The 19396-nt window shown below is 60.5% G+C and carries 18 protein-coding genes and 1 pseudogene; 12 read left to right on the top strand and 7 right to left on the bottom strand.

Annotation, left to right across the window (positions count from 1 at the left end; all coding sequences use genetic code 11):
* Positions 1 to 119 precede the first annotated feature (119 nt).
* From ACPTTC_RS29535 to ACPTTC_RS29515, 5 genes are all read left to right on the top strand, one after another.
* Positions 120 to 1982 carry a methyl-accepting chemotaxis protein gene (locus ACPTTC_RS29535; RefSeq protein WP_423395010.1) on the top strand — a complete coding sequence of 621 codons (1863 nt, stop codon included), beginning with the start codon at positions 120 to 122 and terminating at the stop codon, positions 1980 to 1982.
* A gap of 104 nt (positions 1983 to 2086) precedes the next feature.
* Entirely contained in the window at positions 2087 to 2875 is a 789-nt protein-coding gene (locus tag ACPTTC_RS29530) for a hypothetical protein (RefSeq protein ID WP_423395009.1), read from the top strand.
* Between the two features lie 192 nt (positions 2876 to 3067).
* Positions 3068 to 3523: a GNAT family N-acetyltransferase gene (locus tag ACPTTC_RS29525; RefSeq protein WP_423395008.1), complete on the top strand. Its 456-nt coding sequence runs from the start codon at positions 3068 to 3070 to the stop codon at positions 3521 to 3523.
* A 534-nt stretch (positions 3524 to 4057) separates the two neighbouring features.
* Positions 4058 to 4450, top strand: a complete 393-nt coding sequence (locus ACPTTC_RS29520; RefSeq protein ID WP_423395007.1) for a hypothetical protein — start codon at positions 4058 to 4060, stop codon at positions 4448 to 4450.
* Positions 4451 to 4454: 4 nt separating this feature from the next.
* On the top strand, positions 4455 to 4991 hold the full coding sequence (locus ACPTTC_RS29515) for a hypothetical protein (protein WP_423395006.1): 537 nt from the start codon (positions 4455 to 4457) through the stop codon (positions 4989 to 4991).
* Positions 4992 to 5008: 17 nt separating this feature from the next.
* On the opposite strand, the gene ACPTTC_RS29510 is transcribed toward ACPTTC_RS29515, so the two are convergent.
* Together ACPTTC_RS29510 and ACPTTC_RS29505 are read right to left on the bottom strand one after the other, a co-directional pair.
* Positions 5009 to 6001, bottom strand: a complete 993-nt coding sequence (locus ACPTTC_RS29510) for a hypothetical protein (RefSeq protein WP_423395005.1) — start codon at positions 5999 to 6001, stop codon at positions 5009 to 5011.
* Between the two features lie 191 nt (positions 6002 to 6192).
* Positions 6193 to 6468: pseudogene (locus ACPTTC_RS29505) on the bottom strand (TrlF family ATPase); the annotation flags it as partial.
* Between the two features lie 294 nt (positions 6469 to 6762).
* Here ACPTTC_RS29505 and ACPTTC_RS29500 point away from each other — a divergent pair.
* Complete coding sequence (locus tag ACPTTC_RS29500) at positions 6763 to 8544, top strand: hypothetical protein (protein WP_423395004.1); 1782 nt, start codon at positions 6763 to 6765, stop codon at positions 8542 to 8544.
* Between the two features lie 263 nt (positions 8545 to 8807).
* Positions 8808 to 9968, top strand: a complete 1161-nt coding sequence (locus ACPTTC_RS29495) for an IS30 family transposase (RefSeq protein ID WP_175978805.1) — start codon at positions 8808 to 8810, stop codon at positions 9966 to 9968.
* Positions 9969 to 10273: 305 nt separating this feature from the next.
* Here ACPTTC_RS29495 and ACPTTC_RS29490 read toward each other — a convergent pair whose 3' ends face one another.
* Positions 10274 to 11332, bottom strand: coding sequence for a hypothetical protein (locus ACPTTC_RS29490; RefSeq protein WP_423395003.1), 1059 nt, complete (start codon positions 11330 to 11332; stop codon positions 10274 to 10276).
* Between the two features lie 974 nt (positions 11333 to 12306).
* Here ACPTTC_RS29490 and ACPTTC_RS29485 point away from each other — a divergent pair.
* Positions 12307 to 12594 (top strand): hypothetical protein, encoded by a 288-nt coding sequence (locus ACPTTC_RS29485; RefSeq protein ID WP_423395002.1) that lies wholly within the window; start codon positions 12307 to 12309, stop codon positions 12592 to 12594.
* Positions 12595 to 12762: 168 nt separating this feature from the next.
* Here the strand turns inward: ACPTTC_RS29485 and ACPTTC_RS29480 are convergent, their stop codons facing one another.
* The 3 genes from ACPTTC_RS29480 to ACPTTC_RS29470 form a co-directional block, all read right to left on the bottom strand.
* Complete coding sequence (locus ACPTTC_RS29480; RefSeq protein ID WP_423395001.1) at positions 12763 to 13998, bottom strand: amidohydrolase family protein; 1236 nt, start codon at positions 13996 to 13998, stop codon at positions 12763 to 12765.
* A 12-nt stretch (positions 13999 to 14010) separates the two neighbouring features.
* A complete protein-coding gene (locus ACPTTC_RS29475) occupies positions 14011 to 15327 on the bottom strand; it encodes an MFS transporter (protein WP_423395000.1) in 1317 nt (438 codons plus the stop codon).
* 133 nt (positions 15328 to 15460) lie between these two features.
* Complete coding sequence (locus tag ACPTTC_RS29470; protein ID WP_423394999.1) at positions 15461 to 16372, bottom strand: LysR substrate-binding domain-containing protein; 912 nt, start codon at positions 16370 to 16372, stop codon at positions 15461 to 15463.
* 207 nt (positions 16373 to 16579) lie between these two features.
* On the opposite strand from ACPTTC_RS29470, the gene ACPTTC_RS29465 reads away from it, so the two are divergent.
* From ACPTTC_RS29465 to ACPTTC_RS29455, 3 genes are all read left to right on the top strand, one after another.
* A complete protein-coding gene (locus ACPTTC_RS29465) occupies positions 16580 to 16840 on the top strand; it encodes a hypothetical protein (protein WP_226195181.1) in 261 nt (86 codons plus the stop codon).
* Between the two features lie 42 nt (positions 16841 to 16882).
* Positions 16883 to 17110, top strand: a complete 228-nt coding sequence (locus tag ACPTTC_RS29460; RefSeq protein WP_226195180.1) for a hypothetical protein — start codon at positions 16883 to 16885, stop codon at positions 17108 to 17110.
* A gap of 190 nt (positions 17111 to 17300) precedes the next feature.
* Positions 17301 to 18203, top strand: a complete 903-nt coding sequence (locus tag ACPTTC_RS29455) for a LysR family transcriptional regulator (protein WP_423394998.1) — start codon at positions 17301 to 17303, stop codon at positions 18201 to 18203.
* Here ACPTTC_RS29455 and ACPTTC_RS29450 read toward each other — a convergent pair.
* Positions 18154 to 18609, bottom strand: coding sequence for a carboxymuconolactone decarboxylase family protein (locus tag ACPTTC_RS29450; RefSeq protein ID WP_226195178.1), 456 nt, complete (start codon positions 18607 to 18609; stop codon positions 18154 to 18156). The two genes, ACPTTC_RS29455 and ACPTTC_RS29450, sit on opposite strands and share 50 nt — an antisense overlap.
* Positions 18610 to 18879: 270 nt before the next feature.
* Between ACPTTC_RS29450 and ACPTTC_RS29445 the strand changes: the two genes are divergently transcribed.
* A complete protein-coding gene (locus tag ACPTTC_RS29445) occupies positions 18880 to 19290 on the top strand; it encodes a TIGR02594 family protein (RefSeq protein WP_175957648.1) in 411 nt (136 codons plus the stop codon).
* Positions 19291 to 19396: the final 106 nt, after the last annotated feature.

Here is a 19396-nt window from a genome sequence, read left to right as displayed (position 1 = left end):
CGCCTGACAACACCATAACGAATCTCGCATGATGAACATCTGAAATCAGCGATGCGGTTCTGCGCGTGCATGCCGATAACCCAAACTGGCTCAGACCGAGCGGCTATCGAGGGTTCCCCATGCATTTCTGGCGCAAGCTTTCCATTCAGAACAAGCTGATTCTCAGCATGACGAGTTGCCTGCTCGTGTTCGTCGCGATCTCGAGCGGGCTCAGCATCCGCCTGATCGGCAACGCGGTGCGCGATCGCGTCGTGCGCGAAGAGCTGCCGACGGCCGTGAACGGCATCCGCGCCGACGTGCAGCGGCAGATGGCCGGGCCGATCGCCGCGTCGCGGATTCTCGCGCGCGATGCGTTCCTGCTGCAATGGGAAGCCGACGGCGAACCCGACGCCGGCACGCGCAACTGGATCCAGCTCGCGAAGAACGTGAAGGACGAGCAGAAGGCCGCGTCGGTGCAGTGGGTGTCCGTGAAGAGCGGCAACTACTACAACGAATCGGGCCTGCAGCGGAAGGTGACCGACCAGGATCAGTGGCTGACCGGCTTCCTGTCGTCCGGCAAGGCGTTCGACGTGAACATGGACCGCGAGGTGACGGTCGGCGGCTACATGATGTTCATCAATAGCCGCGTCGAGCTCGACGGCGTGCCGATCGGCGCGGCCTGCATGAGCCTGTCCGTCGATGCGCTCGCGAAGGGCATCGCTGCTTACCGGATCGGCGAGACCGGCTTCGCGTATCTCGTGCGTCCCGACGGCGCGATCATGATGCATCGCGATTCGTCGCTGATCGACGGCAAGCATTTCATGAAGGATCAACCGGGGTTGCCCGGCGATGCGTCGTCGACGCTGCTGGCCGGCCAGCCGTATGCGTACCTGAGCTACAACGGCGACGGCGGCGCGCGCTTCATCGCGACGTCGTTCATTCCGGAGTTGAACGCGTATGTGGTCGTCGAGGTGCCGCAGGCCGAACTGCTCGGGCCGGTGACGCGTGCGATCCGTAGCGCGGCGCTGGTTGCGGCGGTGGTGGGCCTTGGCGTCGCGTTGCTCGTGATCTGGCTGGTGGGCCGCGCGATCGCCGCGCCGATCCGCCGCGCGGCGACGCTGCTGTCGGAGATCGCCAGCGGCCAGGGCGACCTGACGCGCCGGATGACGGTCGAGAGCCAGGACGAGATCGGGCAGTTGTCGGATGCGTTCAACCGGTTCGTGTCGTCGCTGTCTGCGCTGGTGCATAGCATTCGCGCGGCTTCCTCGTCGATTGCGACCGGGTCGGCGCAGATTGCGACCGGGAATGCCGATCTCAGCGAACGCACCGAAGGGCAGTCGAGCAACCTGGAGCGCACGGCTTCGTCGATGGAGGAGATCACGGCCGTGGTGCGCAACAACACCGAAACGGCGACGACGGCCGCGAAGATGATCAACGGCGCTTCCGATGCGGCGGCGCGCGGCGGGCAGGTGGTGGGTGAGGTCGTGACCACGATGCAGGAGATCAGCGACGCGTCGCAGCGGATCTCCGAGATCATCGTGATGATCGACAGCATCTCGTTCCAGACGAATATTCTTGCGTTGAACGCGGCGGTGGAAGCGGCTCGGGCCGGGGAGCAGGGGCGCGGGTTTGCGGTGGTGGCTTCGGAAGTGCGGAATCTGGCGCAGCGCAGCGCGCAGGCGGCGAAGGAGATCAAGGGGCTGATCGAGCATAGCGCGGGCACGGTGAACACCGGGTCGCGGCTGGTGAGCGAGGCCGGGAAGGTGATGCGCGATGTCGTGTCGCAAGTGCAGGGCGTGAGCGCGATGATGAACGAGATTGCCGAGGCGAGCCTGGAGCAGAGTGCCGGGATCGATCAGATCGGGGAGGCGGTGCAGTCGCTCGATCAGATGACGCAACAGAATGCGGCGCTGGTGGAAGAAAGCGCGGCGGCTGCGGCGAGCTTGAAGCAGCAGGCGGCGGAATTGACCCGGCTGGTGTCGGCTTTCAAGGTGGATGAATAAAGTCTGATTCGCGATTTAGAATAGGGCGTTTCTGAGGGACGGCTGCCGTGGGGTCACGGCAGCCGTTTTGCATATCGGCGCGAAATTCGGTGGCGGTTATAAAAATGAAACGCATTTCCAGGTGGAAGATCGGGGTGGGAGCGGTGGTGCTCGTCGCGGTGGTGGCTGCGGTGGGGGCGAAGGTGATTGCGTCGCCTACTGATTCTTACCTTGCCTATCGGAAGAAAGCCGTCGACGCGGTTACCGCGGCGCGGGTGGAAGATCAGGCGGATCTGGACAAGAAATACACGGCCGAGGTGAATGCGCGGCTGGTTAAGCTTGTCGGGACGGTCAGGGCGAAAGGGTTTTCCGGGAAGGCGTGGAGTACCGTCGACACCCTCTACATCGACAACGGGATGACGCCCGGGCCGGATGGACTGCGCTTGAAGTCGAATGACGGGAAGGTGAATCTCGTCGTGACGACGGTTCCGCTTTTGAAGGCCTGGGTGGCGACGGCGGATGCGGGAATCAAGTCGGCGGATGACACGGCGGCCATTTTCGACAACGAGACGTTTTACACCGACGTGCTCGGTGGCGACGCTGCGGAGTATCGGTTTGCCGAATTGCCGGTGAAGCGGAAACCGGCCGATGCAGTGGTGAAGGCGTTGCTGTTGGGTGACAGTCAGGACGGGATGCCGGATGGGCCGAATACGTTGATGGTGTCGATCAAGCAGGGCACCCGGGTTTATCTCATGTGGCGGGATGCGACGTTGCCGACGATTGCCGCCTGCAGTGCGGAGCACGTGGCCGAGGAACAGCGTCCAGCCTGTTTCTCGCAGCAAATTCCCAAACAGCGGCGCTATTCGCGGTTTGTGTCCGATGCGCAGGCGATGGTCGATGCGGTTGTTCAATAGGATGCAATTGTTTTGATGGTCGTTGAGTCGGGTGATATCACTAGGTGATCGGATTCTTCCGCTTTTTTGAGAGGTTCGACAGTATCGGACGCATCGCTGACAATCAGCTGCTGGAAACCGGACAGCCATCGATGTCGAGCACGGCTGCGTCGTCGGGTACTTCAATTTCCCTTTTATCCAGCTTCGTCTGCCATGACTATCGCTTTCGAGTCTCCCGACCAACCCGACGTGATTGCCCTTATCGCCGATCTGGATGCGTACCAGGACACCCTGTACCCGCCTGAGAGTCGGCACGCGCTGGATATCGCGTCGCTGAAGCAATCCAACGTGCTGTTCGCCGTTGCGCGGGACAGAGAGGGGCAGGCAATCGGGTGCGGGGCGATTGTCCTCAACCCGGAATTCGGCGAATTGAAGCGGATGTATGTCAGTCCGCGTGGGCGTGGGCAGGGTGTGGCGAGGAAGCTTGTGACGATGCTTGAGTCACGGGCGGTTGACTCGGGTTGCAAGGTGATCAGGCTTGAGACTGGACCCTATCAGCCTGAGGCGCTGGCTTTGTATGCGTCTGCCGGATATCAGCGGCGGGGACCGTTTGGGGATTACACGGACGATCCGTTGAGTGTTTTTATGCAGAAACGCATCGCGTTGTGAGGGGGGCTTGGGCGGACTCCGGATGGCATTTGGTGATGTCCAGTTGGTGGCCCGGGTTCGGCCACTTTCGGACCTTGGCTGCGAGCGCTTGAACGTCCGTTATGTAGCGCACGGCGGACAACCACTGGTTGTTGCCGCTCTTTCCGGCATCCTGTCCGACCGTAAGCGTGACGCTATGGCGACAGATCGATAATCCGACGATCTGGTAAATTGGTACGCTCAACGTCGCTTCGAGATTCGATGGCGCGGTTCATGGCGTAGGTTGTCTACTAGGTCCTCGCCGGGTATCGCATCGATAAAGCAATTGCCCCACGAATATCGGCTTAATGCGAAGCGAAAACGGTTCAACAATCTGCCATCTTGGCTTGCCAAGGAATACGGGCGATGATTTGCGACGTCAGGGCGGCTTTTACTTTTCTGTAAAGGATACGGATTTCATGGAGCAAGCTTACGCGGCGATCGGACGCGCGGCGATCGCAATGCAGATGTTCGAGGTGGCCTTCGTGTCGATCCACGAAGGCTTCAAGATGATGAATGACGAAGCGTATCGTGAGGCGACGGGGGGGCTTCATCACACCCGAGAAGTACAAGACGGCGACAGCGAACGTGGTGAAGCTGCTCTCGCAGCGCGGGCAGATCGCAGCGGATCTGGAAGATTGCCTCAACACCTTGATCGACCGGCGCAACGAACTCATGCACCGCTGGATTCTCCATAAAAGCTGGCCCGTGAATGACGATAACGATGCAGCAAGCTATGCCGAGGTGATGCAATTTGCGCAGTGGGTGCATGCCGAAGCGAATGCGGTCACGCACATGATGGCGGGTTATATGTTCAGACACGCGAATCCTGACGCTGCGGGGAAGGACCCCGAGGCATACAGGCAGGCAATGGCCGAACTTTTCCATAAACTGCACGTGCAGGAGTAGCGCGGTGGACGAAAGCAATGCCGTTGACGAAATCCCGGACGGCGAGGAGGCACGCCGCGCTGCCCGCTTTCCAGCCATCTCGTTGAGCGCCGAGTACCTTGTGATGGGCCACCTGCTGCGCAGGAACGTCCTCACCTATAAGGCCCCGCCGATGAACGAAGGCTACGACCTCATCTGCATACACCCGGACCCGCGCAAGGCGTCCCGGCAATTACGCGTGCAGGTGAAGAGTCGCTACGCGACCGATTGCGATCGCGGGTTCCCGGTCAAGGAGCGGTCGATTGACGCGTTCGACTTTCTCGTGGTGGCTTTTCTGAACGTTGGTTACTACCTTTCTAAGGCGAAGAGGCACGCGGCGATCGACGGGGCGGGGGAGCCGGAGTTCTACGTGCTGACGCCCGAATTTATCCGTACGCACCACCGCAAGAGCGGCGGGTGGGAGAACGTCATGCTGCGTGGGCTTGACATCGATGCGTATAAAGGGAGTAAGGGCTTCGAACTGATTGCGCAGGCGCTGGATATCCCATATCCAGCGAAGTGAAACGATGCATCGCGCTCCTAGAGAAGAATTTCTTCGCGGGATGAGCAGAATACGCGACTCTGGCAAAAGTAGATTGCGTTCCGATTGAATGCTCGTAGACATTCGAGATTGTCCGCAAGATAGTAAAGCTGGACCGGATGGTTCTGTTTCTGATGGTGCTCAATTAGTTCGTGCGGCGCGTGGGGAACTAACCCCGCGTGATCGGCAAACAAGTAACGAATAAAAGCGTTGTGGCGAAGATTAAACTCCAAGCCGATCTGGTCCTGCCGATCCGTAAATTGGCTGAAACCACGATCAGATAGTAGGCATCGTGCTTCGCTATAGCTACAAACCATGACTGCCGCAGCATGGCTCTTTCGCTCAAACACTGCTTTGACCATGCTCTCGAGCATAGAGAGACTCTCATCCCCCGATTCCACAAAGAGCATGAACAGCATCCGCAGCCATCGGCCATAGTCGGTGTCGGATATGCCAAGTTGCGAACAAAGCCATGCCTGATGAGGCTTGCGACCATTGAGCACACGTTCGAACATCCGTTTTGCATCCGGTGCGGTAGGCTCATAGTTTGCGAGCACACCGAACGTGTTCAGGATTTTGGCCACCGAAAAGGGGTTGCGCGCGAAGTTAAGTAGTTTGGCCGTGAAGATGCTAGCGATCTCGCCGCCGACATTGTTGTCGCCCGACGCGAGCTTCTGAAGCAGGCTCCCGGTTGTGGTGGCTATCTCCTGTTCGAAGCGTTGAAAGCTTGCCTCGAAGTTGAGTCGCGAAGCGCGGTCCGACGCGACGTCAAACGTGAAGAGGTCATCGAGCGAAAGATTGCTAGAGATCAGTCTTCCCCTCTTGCTCTCAAGTCGAATGGTAAAAGACTCCCGATCTTCGACTTTGAACGAAAAGATCCGTTGATCTTGCGGCGGTGCGAAAGGGTTCGCCGCGTTGAGGCGTTGCTCGACCTGCGGGACAAAGTGCTGGTTCCGGGTTGCGTTCGAATAGTCCATTTGGCTGCGGAGCATGACGGATACCCCATGATAGTGGATGGCCCATGGTGTCCCGATGCCCATGTTCGGAGCGCGAATCGGCGCATGGCGGTGATGGCGTCACACCATGCACGCGCGGCCGTGCCGGGGATCGAGCGCTGGCCGATCTGCTGCTGGTTGAGATGTAGAAACGGAAGTCTGTAAGGACCGGGCTGTCAATGGGACCTATGGGTCTTGTCGTTCGATGCGATCTCGAAGCCGGGGAACACCACGATCCCACGCGGCTGTAGCACCTGACGAAAGGCATCGACACTGGCCACGCTACCATGATCGGCCAAGCCCACAACTGTGATGTGCAGCTCAAGGCACTTTTGGCGCAATGCTTGGTTGTAGCCATCTTCGTCCAGTCCGTGATCGGTACCTCTGTAAGTGCCGTTGTAGCCGACAGGATTGACCTGTAGTGCACAGCGCCAGAATTTCGCGTAGGTGCATTTATCGCTCATATCTCCCCCTGAATCGCTCGGCCAAGTGCGGCTAACCGTGTGTGACCGTGGCCGCCGTATGACCACTTCCAACTTACGAACGATCATGGGAGCCAGTTTCACCATCGACCGCATCGGGCGGCAGTCGGCCAGGAAGCGTCGTTCGTCTCGGCGCTTGGTGTGACATTGGAGCGGCACCGTCACATTCAACAACGGTCATCCTTCACCAAACAAAGCGTTGACAACAATACTCGCAGACCGAACTATAGATACCCTGCAGGACACTTCCAAAAATATGTGACAACTCGGAGCACTATGACCGCGAAGACCGCGCGCACGATCAAATACTCAATGATCGGAGATATTCGAAAGGGCGACCTTTACGCACTGCTGTCGGTTTGTACCGACCATGACCTAAAACCACTCCTCTCCCTAATCAAAGACCGTGTTAGTAGCTCGATCGAATCAGACGAAGAGTACAAGAAATGCCCCTCACAACCGTCCCGGTACTACCGGGCAATTGGTGACGAGATCCGAAGGTTTGGCGGCAATACGATGGCCAATACGGTGCGTGGGGGCGGTCCTGACTATAGGGAGATCGTCAGTGACGTCTGCAAAAGATTTGGTATTCCCTTTGACGAAAGCGATATTGTCAAGAGCGAATCGGCGTTGCTGAACCTATATCTGGACGTTGAGTGGTCGACACTCTCCCGTCCCGAGCGCGATGCCGCAGCGGAACGGGCGCGGGCCAAGGTGCTCTCCGAAGCGACGAAATTTTCGAACGTGGTCAAGGGCAACGCAGCCAAAGGACCGCTTGCGATATTCGGGCTTTCGGGAGTACCCGCACTCACAACACTTTCGCTTGCCGATCCCGCGTATCGCGTTACGGCGCCCTGCGTGCTGCATATTGCGTACGTGCGTCGCCTGGTCCTGGAGTCGATAGCGTCAAACTCCGACGCTGTGTTCGAAAATGCTCCGGCGGTCCCGCGGTCTGTGACGCGCTCCGCCACATTGATCGTCGGCGAGACTGGCGCGGACTCCTTGGTTTCGCTGACGCGCATTTCCGACCCCAGCATTGAAGACTGGCCGCGCGAGAGTAGCGCCGCGGGTATCAGTAGACTTAGCCCGCTGTTCCAGGCGGTACCAAGCCTAGCCGCAGCTCAGAACGTCGCGTCGAACACCTACATGGAAGTGGTGATCAACGGGCCTCTGCTAAAGGCAAAGGGCAAAGAGGGCTATCGTTTAATCGCGATGATCGATGGCAAGCCGAGTCACGGTACCCTTCTCGATCCTTCGTCGCTGTCCAATATCGTTAACGCTGGCGCCCTCTTGCAGGTCGCTTCTGTCGCGCTTGGACAAAAACATCTCGCCGACATCAAGCGCGAGCTCAACGAACTGAAAACTACCGTCAAGTGCATCGAGGATTTCCAGCAAAACGGCAGATTCGCGGAGGTATCCGGGATTGTCGCATATCTTGAACAGGTAGCTCCCTCAGTGATGACGGGCGAGGCGCCGGAAGGGTTGTCAACGGTTCTCGAAATGAACGAAGTCACGCTTTTGGGCGTTCAGGGTCACCTTCAAAGAGACATCGACAAGGCAATTGAGGAGATCGCCGGAATCAGTGATCCCGACACTTTTGGGACCGGCGGTATACATGCAGCACTCAAGGGACATCACGCGCGACTCGCAAGGCTTTGCGCGGAGATGCACTTCTGCATTCGCGCGCGCGCCGCGGTTTTGCAGCTCGCGGTGACTCTGGGCCTGAGCGAAAGCCTCAAAACTACGCGGCTCGACAATATCCGACAATCGTTGCACGACCTTCGAGAGGATGGCCCGCTTATCGCGAGCGCGACCAAACTTATGCGTCAGAAGGCGCAAGAGTTGTCTGCGCTAACAAACACGAATTCAACGATTTCACAGCGCAAGCTGGAACTCCTAGCACTGAACCAGAACTTCATTGATCGGCTAAAGCTCACCCGGGAAGGCGTAGAGCGCGAACTCGACGCCGCGATCGGGTTCTTTCGCCAGCAGGCCGAGCCCGTGCGATTGCTTCTAAAGCTGGATGGCGAAAGGATAATAGGCTCGAAAGTCGCGTAGTGCAGCGGCCAATGCCCGAATGTCGGCAAAGGCCGCGAACCTGCCGGCCGACACGGCTGCTCGAATGGCTATTCTTCTTTGGAAGCTGCCGTATGGCTCGGGTCGCGTCGAAGGGCTGATGTGGGTTGCCGCCAGTCGCGTCGGGCGGAAGTCGGCCATAAAGAGACGCTTGTTAGGCAGTCGCATATGGCCGAAATTCGGCTGCGGATTCAACCGGTCGATGCAACACACTAGAATCTGCGCAAGCAGTGGAGGTGTTGCAAATGAAGCAGAGGCCGAGGATCTACTATTCTGAGAGTCAGAAAGCACTCATGTGGGACCGCTGGCGCAAAGGTGAAACGATTCATCAAATTGCCAAACTGTTCGATCGGGGCCACTCTTCGATACAGCGGATCCTGTCAGAGGCCGGCGGCATCGAGCCACCGCAAAGACATCGCGCACCGCAGACATTGACGCTCGCGGAACGCGAGGAAATCTCTCGCTGCCTGGTGAGCGGATTATCGATTCGGTCTATCGCGGCCAAGCTGGGACGTGCTCCTTCCACGATCAGCCGCGAGCTGCAGCGCAACGGAGGCAGCCAAGGTTATCGAGCGAGCCGGGCGGATGAGCTCGCCTGGGATCGGGCACGTCGCCCGAAGATTTGCAAATTAGTGAGCAACCAGACGCTGGCGCGAGTTGTCGCTGCAAAGCTGAAGCTGCAGTGGTCCCCTGAGCAGATTTCTGGTTGGCTCAAGCATGCGTATGCCGTCAACAAGGACCATCTGGTGTCACACGAGACGATCTATCGGAGCCTCTATATTCAAGCTCGCGGTGCCCTGAAAAAGGAATTGCTTGAACACTTGCGACGCTCTCGAGCGATGCGCCGGTCTCGCCATCACACATTGAAAACCGAAGACCGCACGAACATTCGCGACGCTGTATCGATCAGTGAACGCCCCGCGACGGCGGAGGATCGCGCGATACCCGGGCACTGGGAAGGGGACTTGCTGTTTGGCAACGCTACCAGCCAGATTGCGACTCTTGTCGAACGTCAGAGTCGATACGTGATGCTGGTAAAAGTAGCCGGCAAGGATTCCGAGGCTGTGGTCAACGCGCTGATACGACACGCCAGCAAGTTACCTCGGGAACTATATAAATCGCTGACCTGGGACAGGGGCACGGAAATGGCTGATCACAAACGCTTTACCGTGGCGACCAAGATCCAGGTCTATTTCTGCGATCCGCAGAATCCGTGGCAACGCGGCTCGAATGAAAACATGAACGGACTGCTGAGGCAGTACTTCCCGAAAGGTACCGACCTCTCTGCCTATTCCCAAGCCCAACTCGACGCTGTAGCGAGGCGTCTCAACGAGCGTCCGCGTAAGACGCTAAACTTTGACACGCCCGCCCAGCGGTTCCATCAATCTGTTGCATCGACCGGTTGAATCCGCAGCACGTTTCGGCCATTTGACCCATTTGGTATCGGCTAGCGGCCGCCGTCGACGGCCACCACACTTGTCGCAACGCGCGCGTGTCGAACCGACGTGAAAGGGGCCACCGAACAAATTTGGTTTCTGAGGGCGTGATCGAGTGACGCGCAGCTCGCTTGGCGCTTGCCTCGTAACTTAGCGACTCGTCGGAACTGCGAGCGTCACGCATGGTTTTGACCAGAAACTTCGATACGGCCAAGAAGGGCATTCCTTTCTCGGCCGTAGGTGCCGTCTCCGTTGACGATTGATGCTCCACCTGACTAGGGAATATTGACGCAGGCGTAGGCTACCGCAGCATAGCCACATTTCCCGCCTCCACGAAGACTATCGGTGGCGGTCGCGTGCGGTCGGGATCCACAGGTGTTGGCGACCTCTTGGTCCAGCCCCTTTCCCCAATTTGCGCCGGTGCCAAAACAGTTGTGTGCTTCGAGGTCACGGGCATAGACCGATACGGTCACGCCGTCCAGGCGGTTCTGCAATTTGTCGGTGGCCTGTTTCTGGGCGGCGGTTGCCGCCTGGGCCACAGCAACTTCCGATGCAGCTTGGCTGACTGCAAGACTAGCCTGCGAGGCGAGTTCATAGCCATTCAACGTATCGGAAGGAAAGACGATCGCCAGGGGACTGAGCGCGCTGGCGGCGATGGTCAGTGTTGTCCGCTGATAAAAGGTCGCACCTCCCACGCGTTGCTTCGTTTTGACGCAGGTGATAGAAAATGGCACTTTGGTGCTGAGATGCACCGGCCCCCTCAGCGTGACCGGCTTGTGAGCATCATTGAAGTCGGCGCTGCTACATGTCATGGTTGTGTTGTCATAGGCAACGCTGTTGATGAAGCCAGTATATGCGGGCGATGCGACGCCGCTGACCACCAGGGTATCTGGCTGGTTGAGCCTTACTTTTAATTGCAGGCCGGCTTTGGCGAGATCGACGCAGCTATTGAAGTTTGACAGTGCATCGGTAACGACGGTCGATGAAGCGCTGCTGTTCAAATTCCAGGAATCATATTGCGATGCACCGACCTTGCAGAATTCTTCCATCTTCTGTTCGTTGGTTGAATCGCTGAAAGAAAATTTGAAAGGGATGGAATTGACGATGGCGTCTAGCCCGACCCCGGCGGCTGAGGTATTGACCGTGCCGTCCTTCTTGCAAAAGGAATTGAAAGACCGTGCCAGCTCGATATTGGTCTGCTGCGCTTGTGAATAATCGCGCGTCGAGTTTTTGTAGATTTCGACGCAGGCATTGAGCCCGTCGTCTTGGGCTGAACAAATCTGCGGCACCACCGCGGCGATCACTGTCCACAAGAAAACATGCCGTGGAATCATCGTTCTCTCCTTGGAATTGTTTGTTTACAATGAACTTGATCCTTCGCGCCGATTCACTCCAGGCCGCAGCATGTGGCGTAGACCTTATTAGTGGAGGTGGACTGAATCAGAACCTTCACCAACCCGCAGCGCAACAAGCCAAGAGTTGAACCTGCTTGGACTCCGATCTTTATACGAAACTGCACTATCAGTGTTGTAAATGATGCCTGCTCTGTCAAGGATGGAGCAGAAGTTACCTAGTTTGAGATCTACAGTTTTTAGTGCGTATTGGCGAGAAATTAACGTATCCCGGCCGCCCTCTCCGAGCTTTGGGTTATGAGCCCGACGAGCTACCAGAACAAGCCATTATGCTGTACGGACCTTACTGACGCCGGTGGCTGCCGCACAGCAAGACAATGTCTCGTATTGGAGAGACAGCGGACCGGCACGGATGCTGACTGAGCGACTCAAACAGGTGATTTCCGACATTGACATTGGTGGCAACCGCACGCGATTGACGCTCCAGCTCAGTCCTTAAGGATACGGCCACAAGCGACCGTTAGCCAGCCACGCGTTGAGCGTTAGCGATCGTGTGCCGTACGACTTAAGAAGAGTTGCGGTCGAGGTATTTCCCGTAATTGAAATAGTTCGGGATCGATCGGTCTTAGCGGTCCGCAGGATAAAAGTCCCCCACATCACTGACCTGAAGCATCAGGCACGGGCACGCACCTCCCTCTACCTAACGGCCAATCCCCCCAAATCCCCCATTTCTGAGACACCAGCACGACTACACTGGTCATGAAGCCTTGCTTCTCGCCATCGGAGATTGAACGCGGTCCCCTTCGCACCGATGGTCGACCGTAAGCCGTCTTGCCAACAAGACGTAGCGAAGGGGAGAAAGAAGGGGAAACCCAAGGCATCAAAGAAGCGCGGGCCGCATGGGCGGCAACCCATACGACCCGCTGACCACCACCAACTCACCCAAGGAGTCGGCAATGGCTAACGCCTATAGTAAGTCACGTCCCAAGAAGCGCAAACAGTATCCCGAGGTTGAGCTGATCCTCGACAACAAGCCTGACCTTCCGCAGGAGGGCCAGCCGTACATGCCATGGATGCGTGCGATCGACGCGCATTTCGAGATGTTCGGATTCCTACCAGGTGATCGCGTATATCTCGAGTTCAATTTCGATCTTCGGTTCGTCACCATCAAACCTGATCGTAGCGCGCTGAACTGGCGAGAGCAGCCTTACGGTGCGGCAGCCCAGGAAGAGGAACAGGCATAAGCGGCAAGGGCCGCTTCGCGCGGCCCTTGCTGCTGGATTGCTGTTTCCGCGCGAACTCAACCGAGGGCCGGGGGGGCGCTTGCGAGCGCCGTGTCCGTGTTGATGCTTACCTTTAACGATTGTTACGACCGCTGTACGCGGAGAGACCCGCGCAAACGCGAGCCAACCCTAACTCGCCCGCGCTTTCACGATCTTCCCGCGCTGCAATACATATTCGACGCGCTCGCCCTGACCGGCCACCACGCCGATATCCTCGAGCGGATTCCCGTCCAGCACGACCAGATCCGCGATTGCGCCCGCCGCGACCACCCCGAGCTGCCCCGGCATGTTGACGATCTCCGCCGCAACGGTCGTCGCCGACCTGAGGGCTTCCAGATTCCCCAGCACCTCGGCCCGGATCCGAAACTCTCCGCACTGGAATGCATGCATTTCCCCGAGCAGGTCCGACCCGAACCCCATCTTCACGCCGGCGTTCGCATAGATCTCCAGCGATTCGCGTCCCTTCTGCTGAACGGAAGCCACCTTTGCCACCGATTCGGGCGGCATCCCGAACTCCGCGCCGTGTTTGGCCAGCGCGTCGTAAGTGACAAGCGTGGGCACCACAAACGCGCCATGCGCGTGCATCAGTTTCGCCGCCGCCTCGTCCACGAGGTTGCCGTGCTCGATCGTCCTTACCCCGCACCGCACGGCCCGCGCAATCGCCCGCCCCGTGTACGCATGCGCCATCACATACGTATTCGCGGCCTCGGCTTCATCCACGATGGCCCGAATCTCGTCCTCGGCGTACTGCGTGTTCGCAATCGGGTCGGTCGGCGAAGCCACGCCCCCTGACGCCATGATCTTGATCTGCGTCGCGCCTTTCTGAATTTCTTCACGTACCGCAAGCCGCACACCTTCGACCCCGTCCACCACCCGCGCAATCGCGCCCGTCCTGAAACAGCACGAGCAAGGCTCCAGCAAGTCCCCGCGCGGCCGAAAGTCCCCATGCCCGCCGGTCTGAGACAACGCCTTTCCCGACGGAAAAATCCGCGGCCCCGACACCAGCCCGGTCTCGACCGCCTGCATCAGGCTCCAGTCCGCGCCGCCTGCATCGCGCACGCTGGTGAACCCGCGCGACAACATCGCATCGAGAATCGGCAACGAGCGAATCGCCGCGAGAATGTTCGGCTGCGTCGCATTCGCGCCGAGATTCGCATTCGACGCCAGCACATGCACATGGCAATCGATGAACCCCGGCATCACGGTCTTGCCGCGCACGTCGATCACCTGCGCATTCGGCAAATCCACCGGCCGATCGGTGACTTCGACAATCCGTTCGCCGTCGATCACGACATGATGATGTTCGAGCAACACGCCTCGTTCGAGGTCCAGAACGTTGCCGCCCTGAAGCACGGTAATGGTCATGAGGAAATATCCTTATCGAGTCGTGGAGGCAGCCCGCTTCGCGTCCTTCACGAAGCGCGTTCCGATGAAGCTGACGGCCGCCGCGAGGGTCACGTAGAAGGCCGGCGCCATGTTGCTGCCGGTGCGGGCGATGAGCCACGTGATCAGGAACGGCGCGAACCCGCCGAAGATGGTGACCGCGAAGTTGTACGCAACGGACAGCCCGGTCGACAGCACCTTGGTCGGGAACAGTTCGGCGAACGCCGCGAGGATCGGCCCCGTGTAGGTCGCGATCAGCACGCCGAACACGGCCTGGAACACGATCAGCGACGTGAACCCGGGCGCATGGTTGATCCACGCGAACATCGGCCACGCGAGCACGAGGATGGCGAGCGCCGATCCGGACAGGAACACGCGCCGTCCCCACACGTCGGCGAGCCGTCCGACGATCGGCGAGCAGCACATGATCATCAGCCCGCCGACCATGCCGGCCGCGAAACCGGTCGATTGCGGCAGGTGCAGCGTGCGCACGGAATACGTCGGCATGTAGAAGAGCAGCACGTAGGTGCAGACGGTCCACAGAATGACCATCGAAAAGCTCGCGAACGTTTCGCGCGGGTAGGTGGACAGCACCTCCTTCAGCGGCGAGCTTTCTTTCGCCTGCGCTTCGACGGCACTGAATGCGGGCGTCTCGTCGAGATGGCTGCGGATGAAGTAGCCGACCGGCCCGACGATAATCCCGAGCAGGAACGGCAGCCGCCAGCCCCAGCTATGCAGCGCCTGCGCGTCGAGCGACGTCGTGACGAAGGTGCCGGTCGCGGCGCCGAGCAGCACCGCGAAGCCGATGCTCGACTGGATCCAGCTCGAGTAGTACGCGCGCTTCTCCGGCGGCGCGTATTCGGTGAGGAACGCGGTGGCGCCGCCCATCTCGCCGCCGGCCGAGAAACCTTGCAGCAGCCGCGCGACGACGATCAGCAGCGGCGCGGCGATGCCGGCCTGTTCGTAGGTCGGCGCGAGCCCGATGAGCGCGGTGCCGGCGGCCATCATCAGGATGGTGAGTGACAGCGCGGCCTTGCGCCCGACCTTGTCGGCGTAGATGCCGAGCACGATGCCGCCCACGGGCCGCATGAAGAAGCCGACGCCGAACGTCGCGACGGTCAGCAGCACGGACGTCAGTTCGTTGCCGGTCGGAAAGAACAGTTTCGCGATGATGACCGCGAAGAAGCTGTAGACGGTGAAATCGAACCATTCGAGACCGTTGCCGATCACGGTCGCGACGATGGCGCGGCGGCGCTGCTGCACTGCCGCATCGACGGCAGGCGCGGCGCGCGGGGAAAGCGTTCCTTGCATGGTCTCTTCCTTGGTCAGAAGCCGGGACGGGCGCCCCGCGTGAACCCCATGCTAAGGACAGCGCGATTTTTTTCTGAAACGAAAGATTCGCATGCACGCATGCGCTGGACGCATGCTTCGCGTGCCGGATGGGTCAGGGCGCCGTCTGCCGCTCCGCCTGTTCGAACAGCCAGCGTGTGAACAGGCGTGCGGCGTGGTTCTGCGCGCGGTCGTTGGGCGAGATCACGTAGTAGCCGCCACCGTGGCTCGCGGATGCCTCGGTCACGCGCACGAGCAGCCCGGCCTCGATGCACGCGTCGATCATGTAGCGCCAGCCGAGCGACACGCCCTGGCCGAGAATGGTCATCTGCACGATCTGCGGATACGAGTTGATCGTGATGTCCTGCGGCTGCGCCTTCTGCCGGTCGATGTCGTTCTGGTCGAACCATTCGGACCACGACATCCACTGACGCTGCCCGTCCTCGAGGCGCAGCAGCGTCTCGTTCGCGAGATCGGCCGCGTCGAGCGTGCGGCCGGCCAGGTAACCCGGTGCGCAGACGGGAAACACTTCCTCGTCGAACAGGCGGCGCGCGGTGTATTCGGCGGGCGCCTGCTGGCGCACGTAGTAGACGCCCACGTCGAATTCCGCCGGCGACATCGACGCAAGCCCGTCGCGCACGATCAGCCGCAGCTTGATGTCCGGATACGCGGCGCGAAACCCGGGCAGGCGCGGCGTGAGCCACAGCAGCGCCACGCCGGACGAGCACGCGATCGTCAGTTCGAGATCGCCGTAGGGCTTCATCACGTCGTGCGTGGCCTCCGCGCATTGCGTGAGGAGACGGTGCACCTGCGCCGCGTATTGCTCGCCGGCCATCGTCAGCCGCAGCGAACGATGTTCGCGCACGAACAGCGAGCGGCCGAGGAATGCCTCGAGCTGCTGGATCTGCCGGCTGATCGCGCTTTGGGTCAGGTGCAGTTCGGCGGCCGCGCGCGTGAAGCTCGCATGCCGCACGGCGGCTTCGAACGCGATGAGGCACTGAAGGGGCGGCAGGGGCGTGATGCGCATGGCGGGTGTGAAGGTCTCGTGGCTCGCGACATCATAAACACGGATCGAAAGGAAATCACAAGCATGGCGCATGGGGGAAAGCCCGACCGCCTGGCGCGTAATACAGATTTACAAAGTGTGGGCGATGCGGCGTCAACAGGGGGCCGGGACGGGGCGTTCTCTATTGCAGCAACAATCCCTTTCACAACAAGACGGAGAACTGCACTCATGAAACTCAAATCCATCCCCGTGATTCTGTGCGCCGCTTTGATGGCGAATGCCGCGTTCGCCGACGAGCTTCACAACAAGGCGATGGCCGCCACGCACGATCTTCAGCGCTCCATCGAGGAAATGCACGTCATCCAGCAGGAACATGGCGGCGAGTTCGGTGGCCATATGCAGCGTGCGGAGCAACTGGCCCGGCAAGCCGAGCAGGAGCGTGCCGCTGCGCTCGAGTACTACCGCGCGCGACATCCCGGCTGGCAGTAACCCTGTACGCCTCACATGGCCACGACGTTTGGATGATCAACGATGAAAACGAAATCCTGTTACACCCTGGTCGCGTCGCTGCTGTTGGGCGCGTCGCTGTCCGGCTGCGTGGTGGCCCCGGCTGAACCGCCGGCAGTCGCCCCCGCTGGCGTCGTCTACGTTGCGCCGGTCGGCGCGATGCCGGCTCCCGGCTATTCGTGGCGCTATCACCCGCACTATGGGTGGGGATGGTGGCATCCGCACTACGGCTGGCACCGCGGCTGGCGTTGATGCGTGGCCGCGCGGGGATGCCTGCGCGACGCATGTGGACGTAGCAGCAAGGCACGGGGAGATTTCCCCGTGCTTTTTTTTGCGCCACGCAATTACGGCAATTGCGGATCGCATTCATGCGAAGATTGCCGCGGTGCGCGCGTGACGGCGTTCGCCGGCCTCCATTTCCCTTTCACCCTGCCCAGGCACCATGGACCGCTTCGAAAGCATGTCGGTGTTCGTCGAGATCGTCAGCACCGGCAGTCTGACCACCGCGGCCGAGCGGCTCGGCCTGTCGCCGAGCATGGTCGGCAAGCACCTGAACGCGCTCGAAGCACGCCTGGGCGTGAAACTGCTTCACCGCACGACACGGCGCCACCATCTGACCGAGGCCGGTGCGCTTTACCTGGAGCGCTGTCGCGACATCCTCGATCGGGTCGAGACCGCCGACGACGCCGCATCGACACTCGGTAGCGATCCGTCCGGCCACCTCCGCATCGCCGCGCCGATTTCGTTCGGCGTCACGCAGCTCGCGCCGGCCGTCGCTGCTTTTCTCGCGCAATACCCGCGCGTCGATATCGAACTCGTGCTGACCGATGCCGTAGTCGATCCGGTCGGCGACGGTATCGACCTCGCGTTTCGCGTCGGGCCACTCGCCGATTCGTCGCTCGTCGCGCGGCCGCTGCCGTCGTACTACCGGATGGTCGTGTGCGCGTCGCCGGATTACTTGGCTCGCCACGGCACACCGGTCACGCCGCAGGATTTGCTGAACCACGATTGCCTGGGGCATACGCGATGGGGGCCGCGTTACCGGTGGCGATTCGACGGGCCGGACGGCGCGATCGAGGTGCCTGTCGCGTATCGATTGCGCGTCGATAGTGGCCCCGCGCTGCGCGAGGCCGCGCTGGCCGGCGGCGGCGTGATCCTGCAGCCGTTCGGGCTCGTCAAGGCCGACCTCGAGGCCGGCCGCCTGCATCGGCTGCTGGCCGCGTATGAGTCGCGCGGCCGAGACTTTTACCTGCTCTACGCGCGCGATGCGGGCGCGCCGGCCAAGCTCCGCGCATTCATCGCGTTTGCGCTGGATCATTTTGCGGCTGCGGACCCGGCGGAATGAGTCCGTCGGTATCGGGCAGGGCGGCGAAGACTTCCGCCACGACGCCCAACGCGTTGTTCACGGCCGCACCGCCGCCATAGAACATCGTCTGCAGGATCGTCTCGACGATCTGCTCGCGCGTCGCGCCGGCGACCAGCGCGGCTTCGGTATGCGCACGCAACTGCGGCAACGCATACCCGAGCGTCACGCAACTGGCGATCACGACCAGCTCGCGCGTCGCCAGGTCGAGCCCGGGACGGTCCAGCACGCCGGCGAACGCCCATTGCATCGTCATCGTCAGGAAGTCGGGGCAGAGTGTTTCGCGCGACTGCGCAAGATCCTTGCCGCTATGCGCGCCGTGCAGGCGCTCGAACAATGCGAGACCACGTGCATAGGTGTCGTCGCGGGGAAGAAGGGGCTGCGTCATCGTTGACCTCGTCGGGAAACGCCGAAATGCCGGCGGACCAACGCAGTGTGGGGCAACAGGGCGCGTTGATAAACGCCTGTCCGGTTGGATCATTTCCCACCGGGAGTGGGCAATGCGTGAGGGGTGGTCATGCACGCCGCGCCACGATGCCGGTGACTCTCGTCGCCGCGCATCATTCATGCGAAGATTGACCGCACATCACACTCGCCCGAGAACGACGTGACCCTATTCAACCCTGAGAGCAAACCGGACGCCGCTCATCCGCCGTGGATGCCCGTCGCGATGGCCGAACTCGGCATTCGCCGCCATCCGCCCGGCAGCATCAACCCGCGCATCGTCGAATACAACAACCAGACGAACCTGGTCGGCTACGACGACAAGATTTCCTGGTGTTCGTCGTTCGTCAACTGGTGCATGACGCACGTCGGCATTCGTGGCACGGGCTCTGCGCTCGCGCGTTCGTGGCTCGAATGGGGGCGGCCGCTGGAACGTCCGGTCTACGGTTGCATCGCCGTCCTGACGCGCGACGATCCCGCGAGCTGGAAAGGGCATGTCGGTTTCTACCTGCGTCACGACGACGAACAGGTGTATCTCTTCGGCGGCAATCAACTGGAAGAAGTGCGCGAACTCGCGTACCCGTTGAACGAAGTGATCGGCTACCGCTGGCCCGACGCCGCATGACCATGTAGCAACGGCACACACGAAACCAGCCGCTGCTAATCTGTCAAACCACCGTATCGACTCACCCGGAGCCTGTCGGCGCATCAACCAGCCGCCGCGAGCATCC

Source organism: Burkholderia mycopellens (assembly GCF_964265025.1).
Lineage (GTDB): Bacteria > Pseudomonadota > Gammaproteobacteria > Burkholderiales > Burkholderiaceae > Burkholderia.
Note: the sequence above shows the minus strand (reverse complement) of the source record. Positions and strands in the feature narration are given on the sequence as shown.

Excerpts from the sequence above, each read along its gene's own strand:
- ACPTTC_RS29535 (WP_423395010.1), top strand. The coding sequence starts at position 120 with ATGCATTTCTGGCGCAAGCTTTCCATTCAGAACAAGCTGATTCTCAGC.
- ACPTTC_RS29530 (WP_423395009.1), top strand. The coding sequence starts at position 2,087 with ATGAAACGCATTTCCAGGTGGAAGATCGGGGTGGGAGCGGTGGTGCTC.
- ACPTTC_RS29525 (WP_423395008.1), top strand. The coding sequence starts at position 3,068 with ATGACTATCGCTTTCGAGTCTCCCGACCAACCCGACGTGATTGCCCTT.
- ACPTTC_RS29520 (WP_423395007.1), top strand. The coding sequence starts at position 4,058 with ATGACGAAGCGTATCGTGAGGCGACGGGGGGGCTTCATCACACCCGAG.
- ACPTTC_RS29510 (WP_423395005.1), bottom strand. The coding sequence starts at position 6,001 with ATGCTCCGCAGCCAAATGGACTATTCGAACGCAACCCGGAACCAGCAC.
- ACPTTC_RS29500 (WP_423395004.1), top strand. The coding sequence starts at position 6,763 with ATGACCGCGAAGACCGCGCGCACGATCAAATACTCAATGATCGGAGAT.
- ACPTTC_RS29495 (WP_175978805.1), top strand. The coding sequence starts at position 8,808 with ATGAAGCAGAGGCCGAGGATCTACTATTCTGAGAGTCAGAAAGCACTC.
- ACPTTC_RS29490 (WP_423395003.1), bottom strand. The coding sequence starts at position 11,332 with ATGATTCCACGGCATGTTTTCTTGTGGACAGTGATCGCCGCGGTGGTG.
- ACPTTC_RS29485 (WP_423395002.1), top strand. The coding sequence starts at position 12,307 with ATGGCTAACGCCTATAGTAAGTCACGTCCCAAGAAGCGCAAACAGTAT.
- ACPTTC_RS29480 (WP_423395001.1), bottom strand. The coding sequence starts at position 13,998 with ATGACCATTACCGTGCTTCAGGGCGGCAACGTTCTGGACCTCGAACGA.
- ACPTTC_RS29475 (WP_423395000.1), bottom strand. The coding sequence starts at position 15,327 with ATGCAAGGAACGCTTTCCCCGCGCGCCGCGCCTGCCGTCGATGCGGCA.
- ACPTTC_RS29470 (WP_423394999.1), bottom strand. The coding sequence starts at position 16,372 with ATGCGCATCACGCCCCTGCCGCCCCTTCAGTGCCTCATCGCGTTCGAA.
- ACPTTC_RS29465 (WP_226195181.1), top strand. The coding sequence starts at position 16,580 with ATGAAACTCAAATCCATCCCCGTGATTCTGTGCGCCGCTTTGATGGCG.
- ACPTTC_RS29460 (WP_226195180.1), top strand. The coding sequence starts at position 16,883 with ATGAAAACGAAATCCTGTTACACCCTGGTCGCGTCGCTGCTGTTGGGC.
- ACPTTC_RS29455 (WP_423394998.1), top strand. The coding sequence starts at position 17,301 with ATGGACCGCTTCGAAAGCATGTCGGTGTTCGTCGAGATCGTCAGCACC.
- ACPTTC_RS29450 (WP_226195178.1), bottom strand. The coding sequence starts at position 18,609 with ATGACGCAGCCCCTTCTTCCCCGCGACGACACCTATGCACGTGGTCTC.
- ACPTTC_RS29445 (WP_175957648.1), top strand. The coding sequence starts at position 18,880 with ATGCCCGTCGCGATGGCCGAACTCGGCATTCGCCGCCATCCGCCCGGC.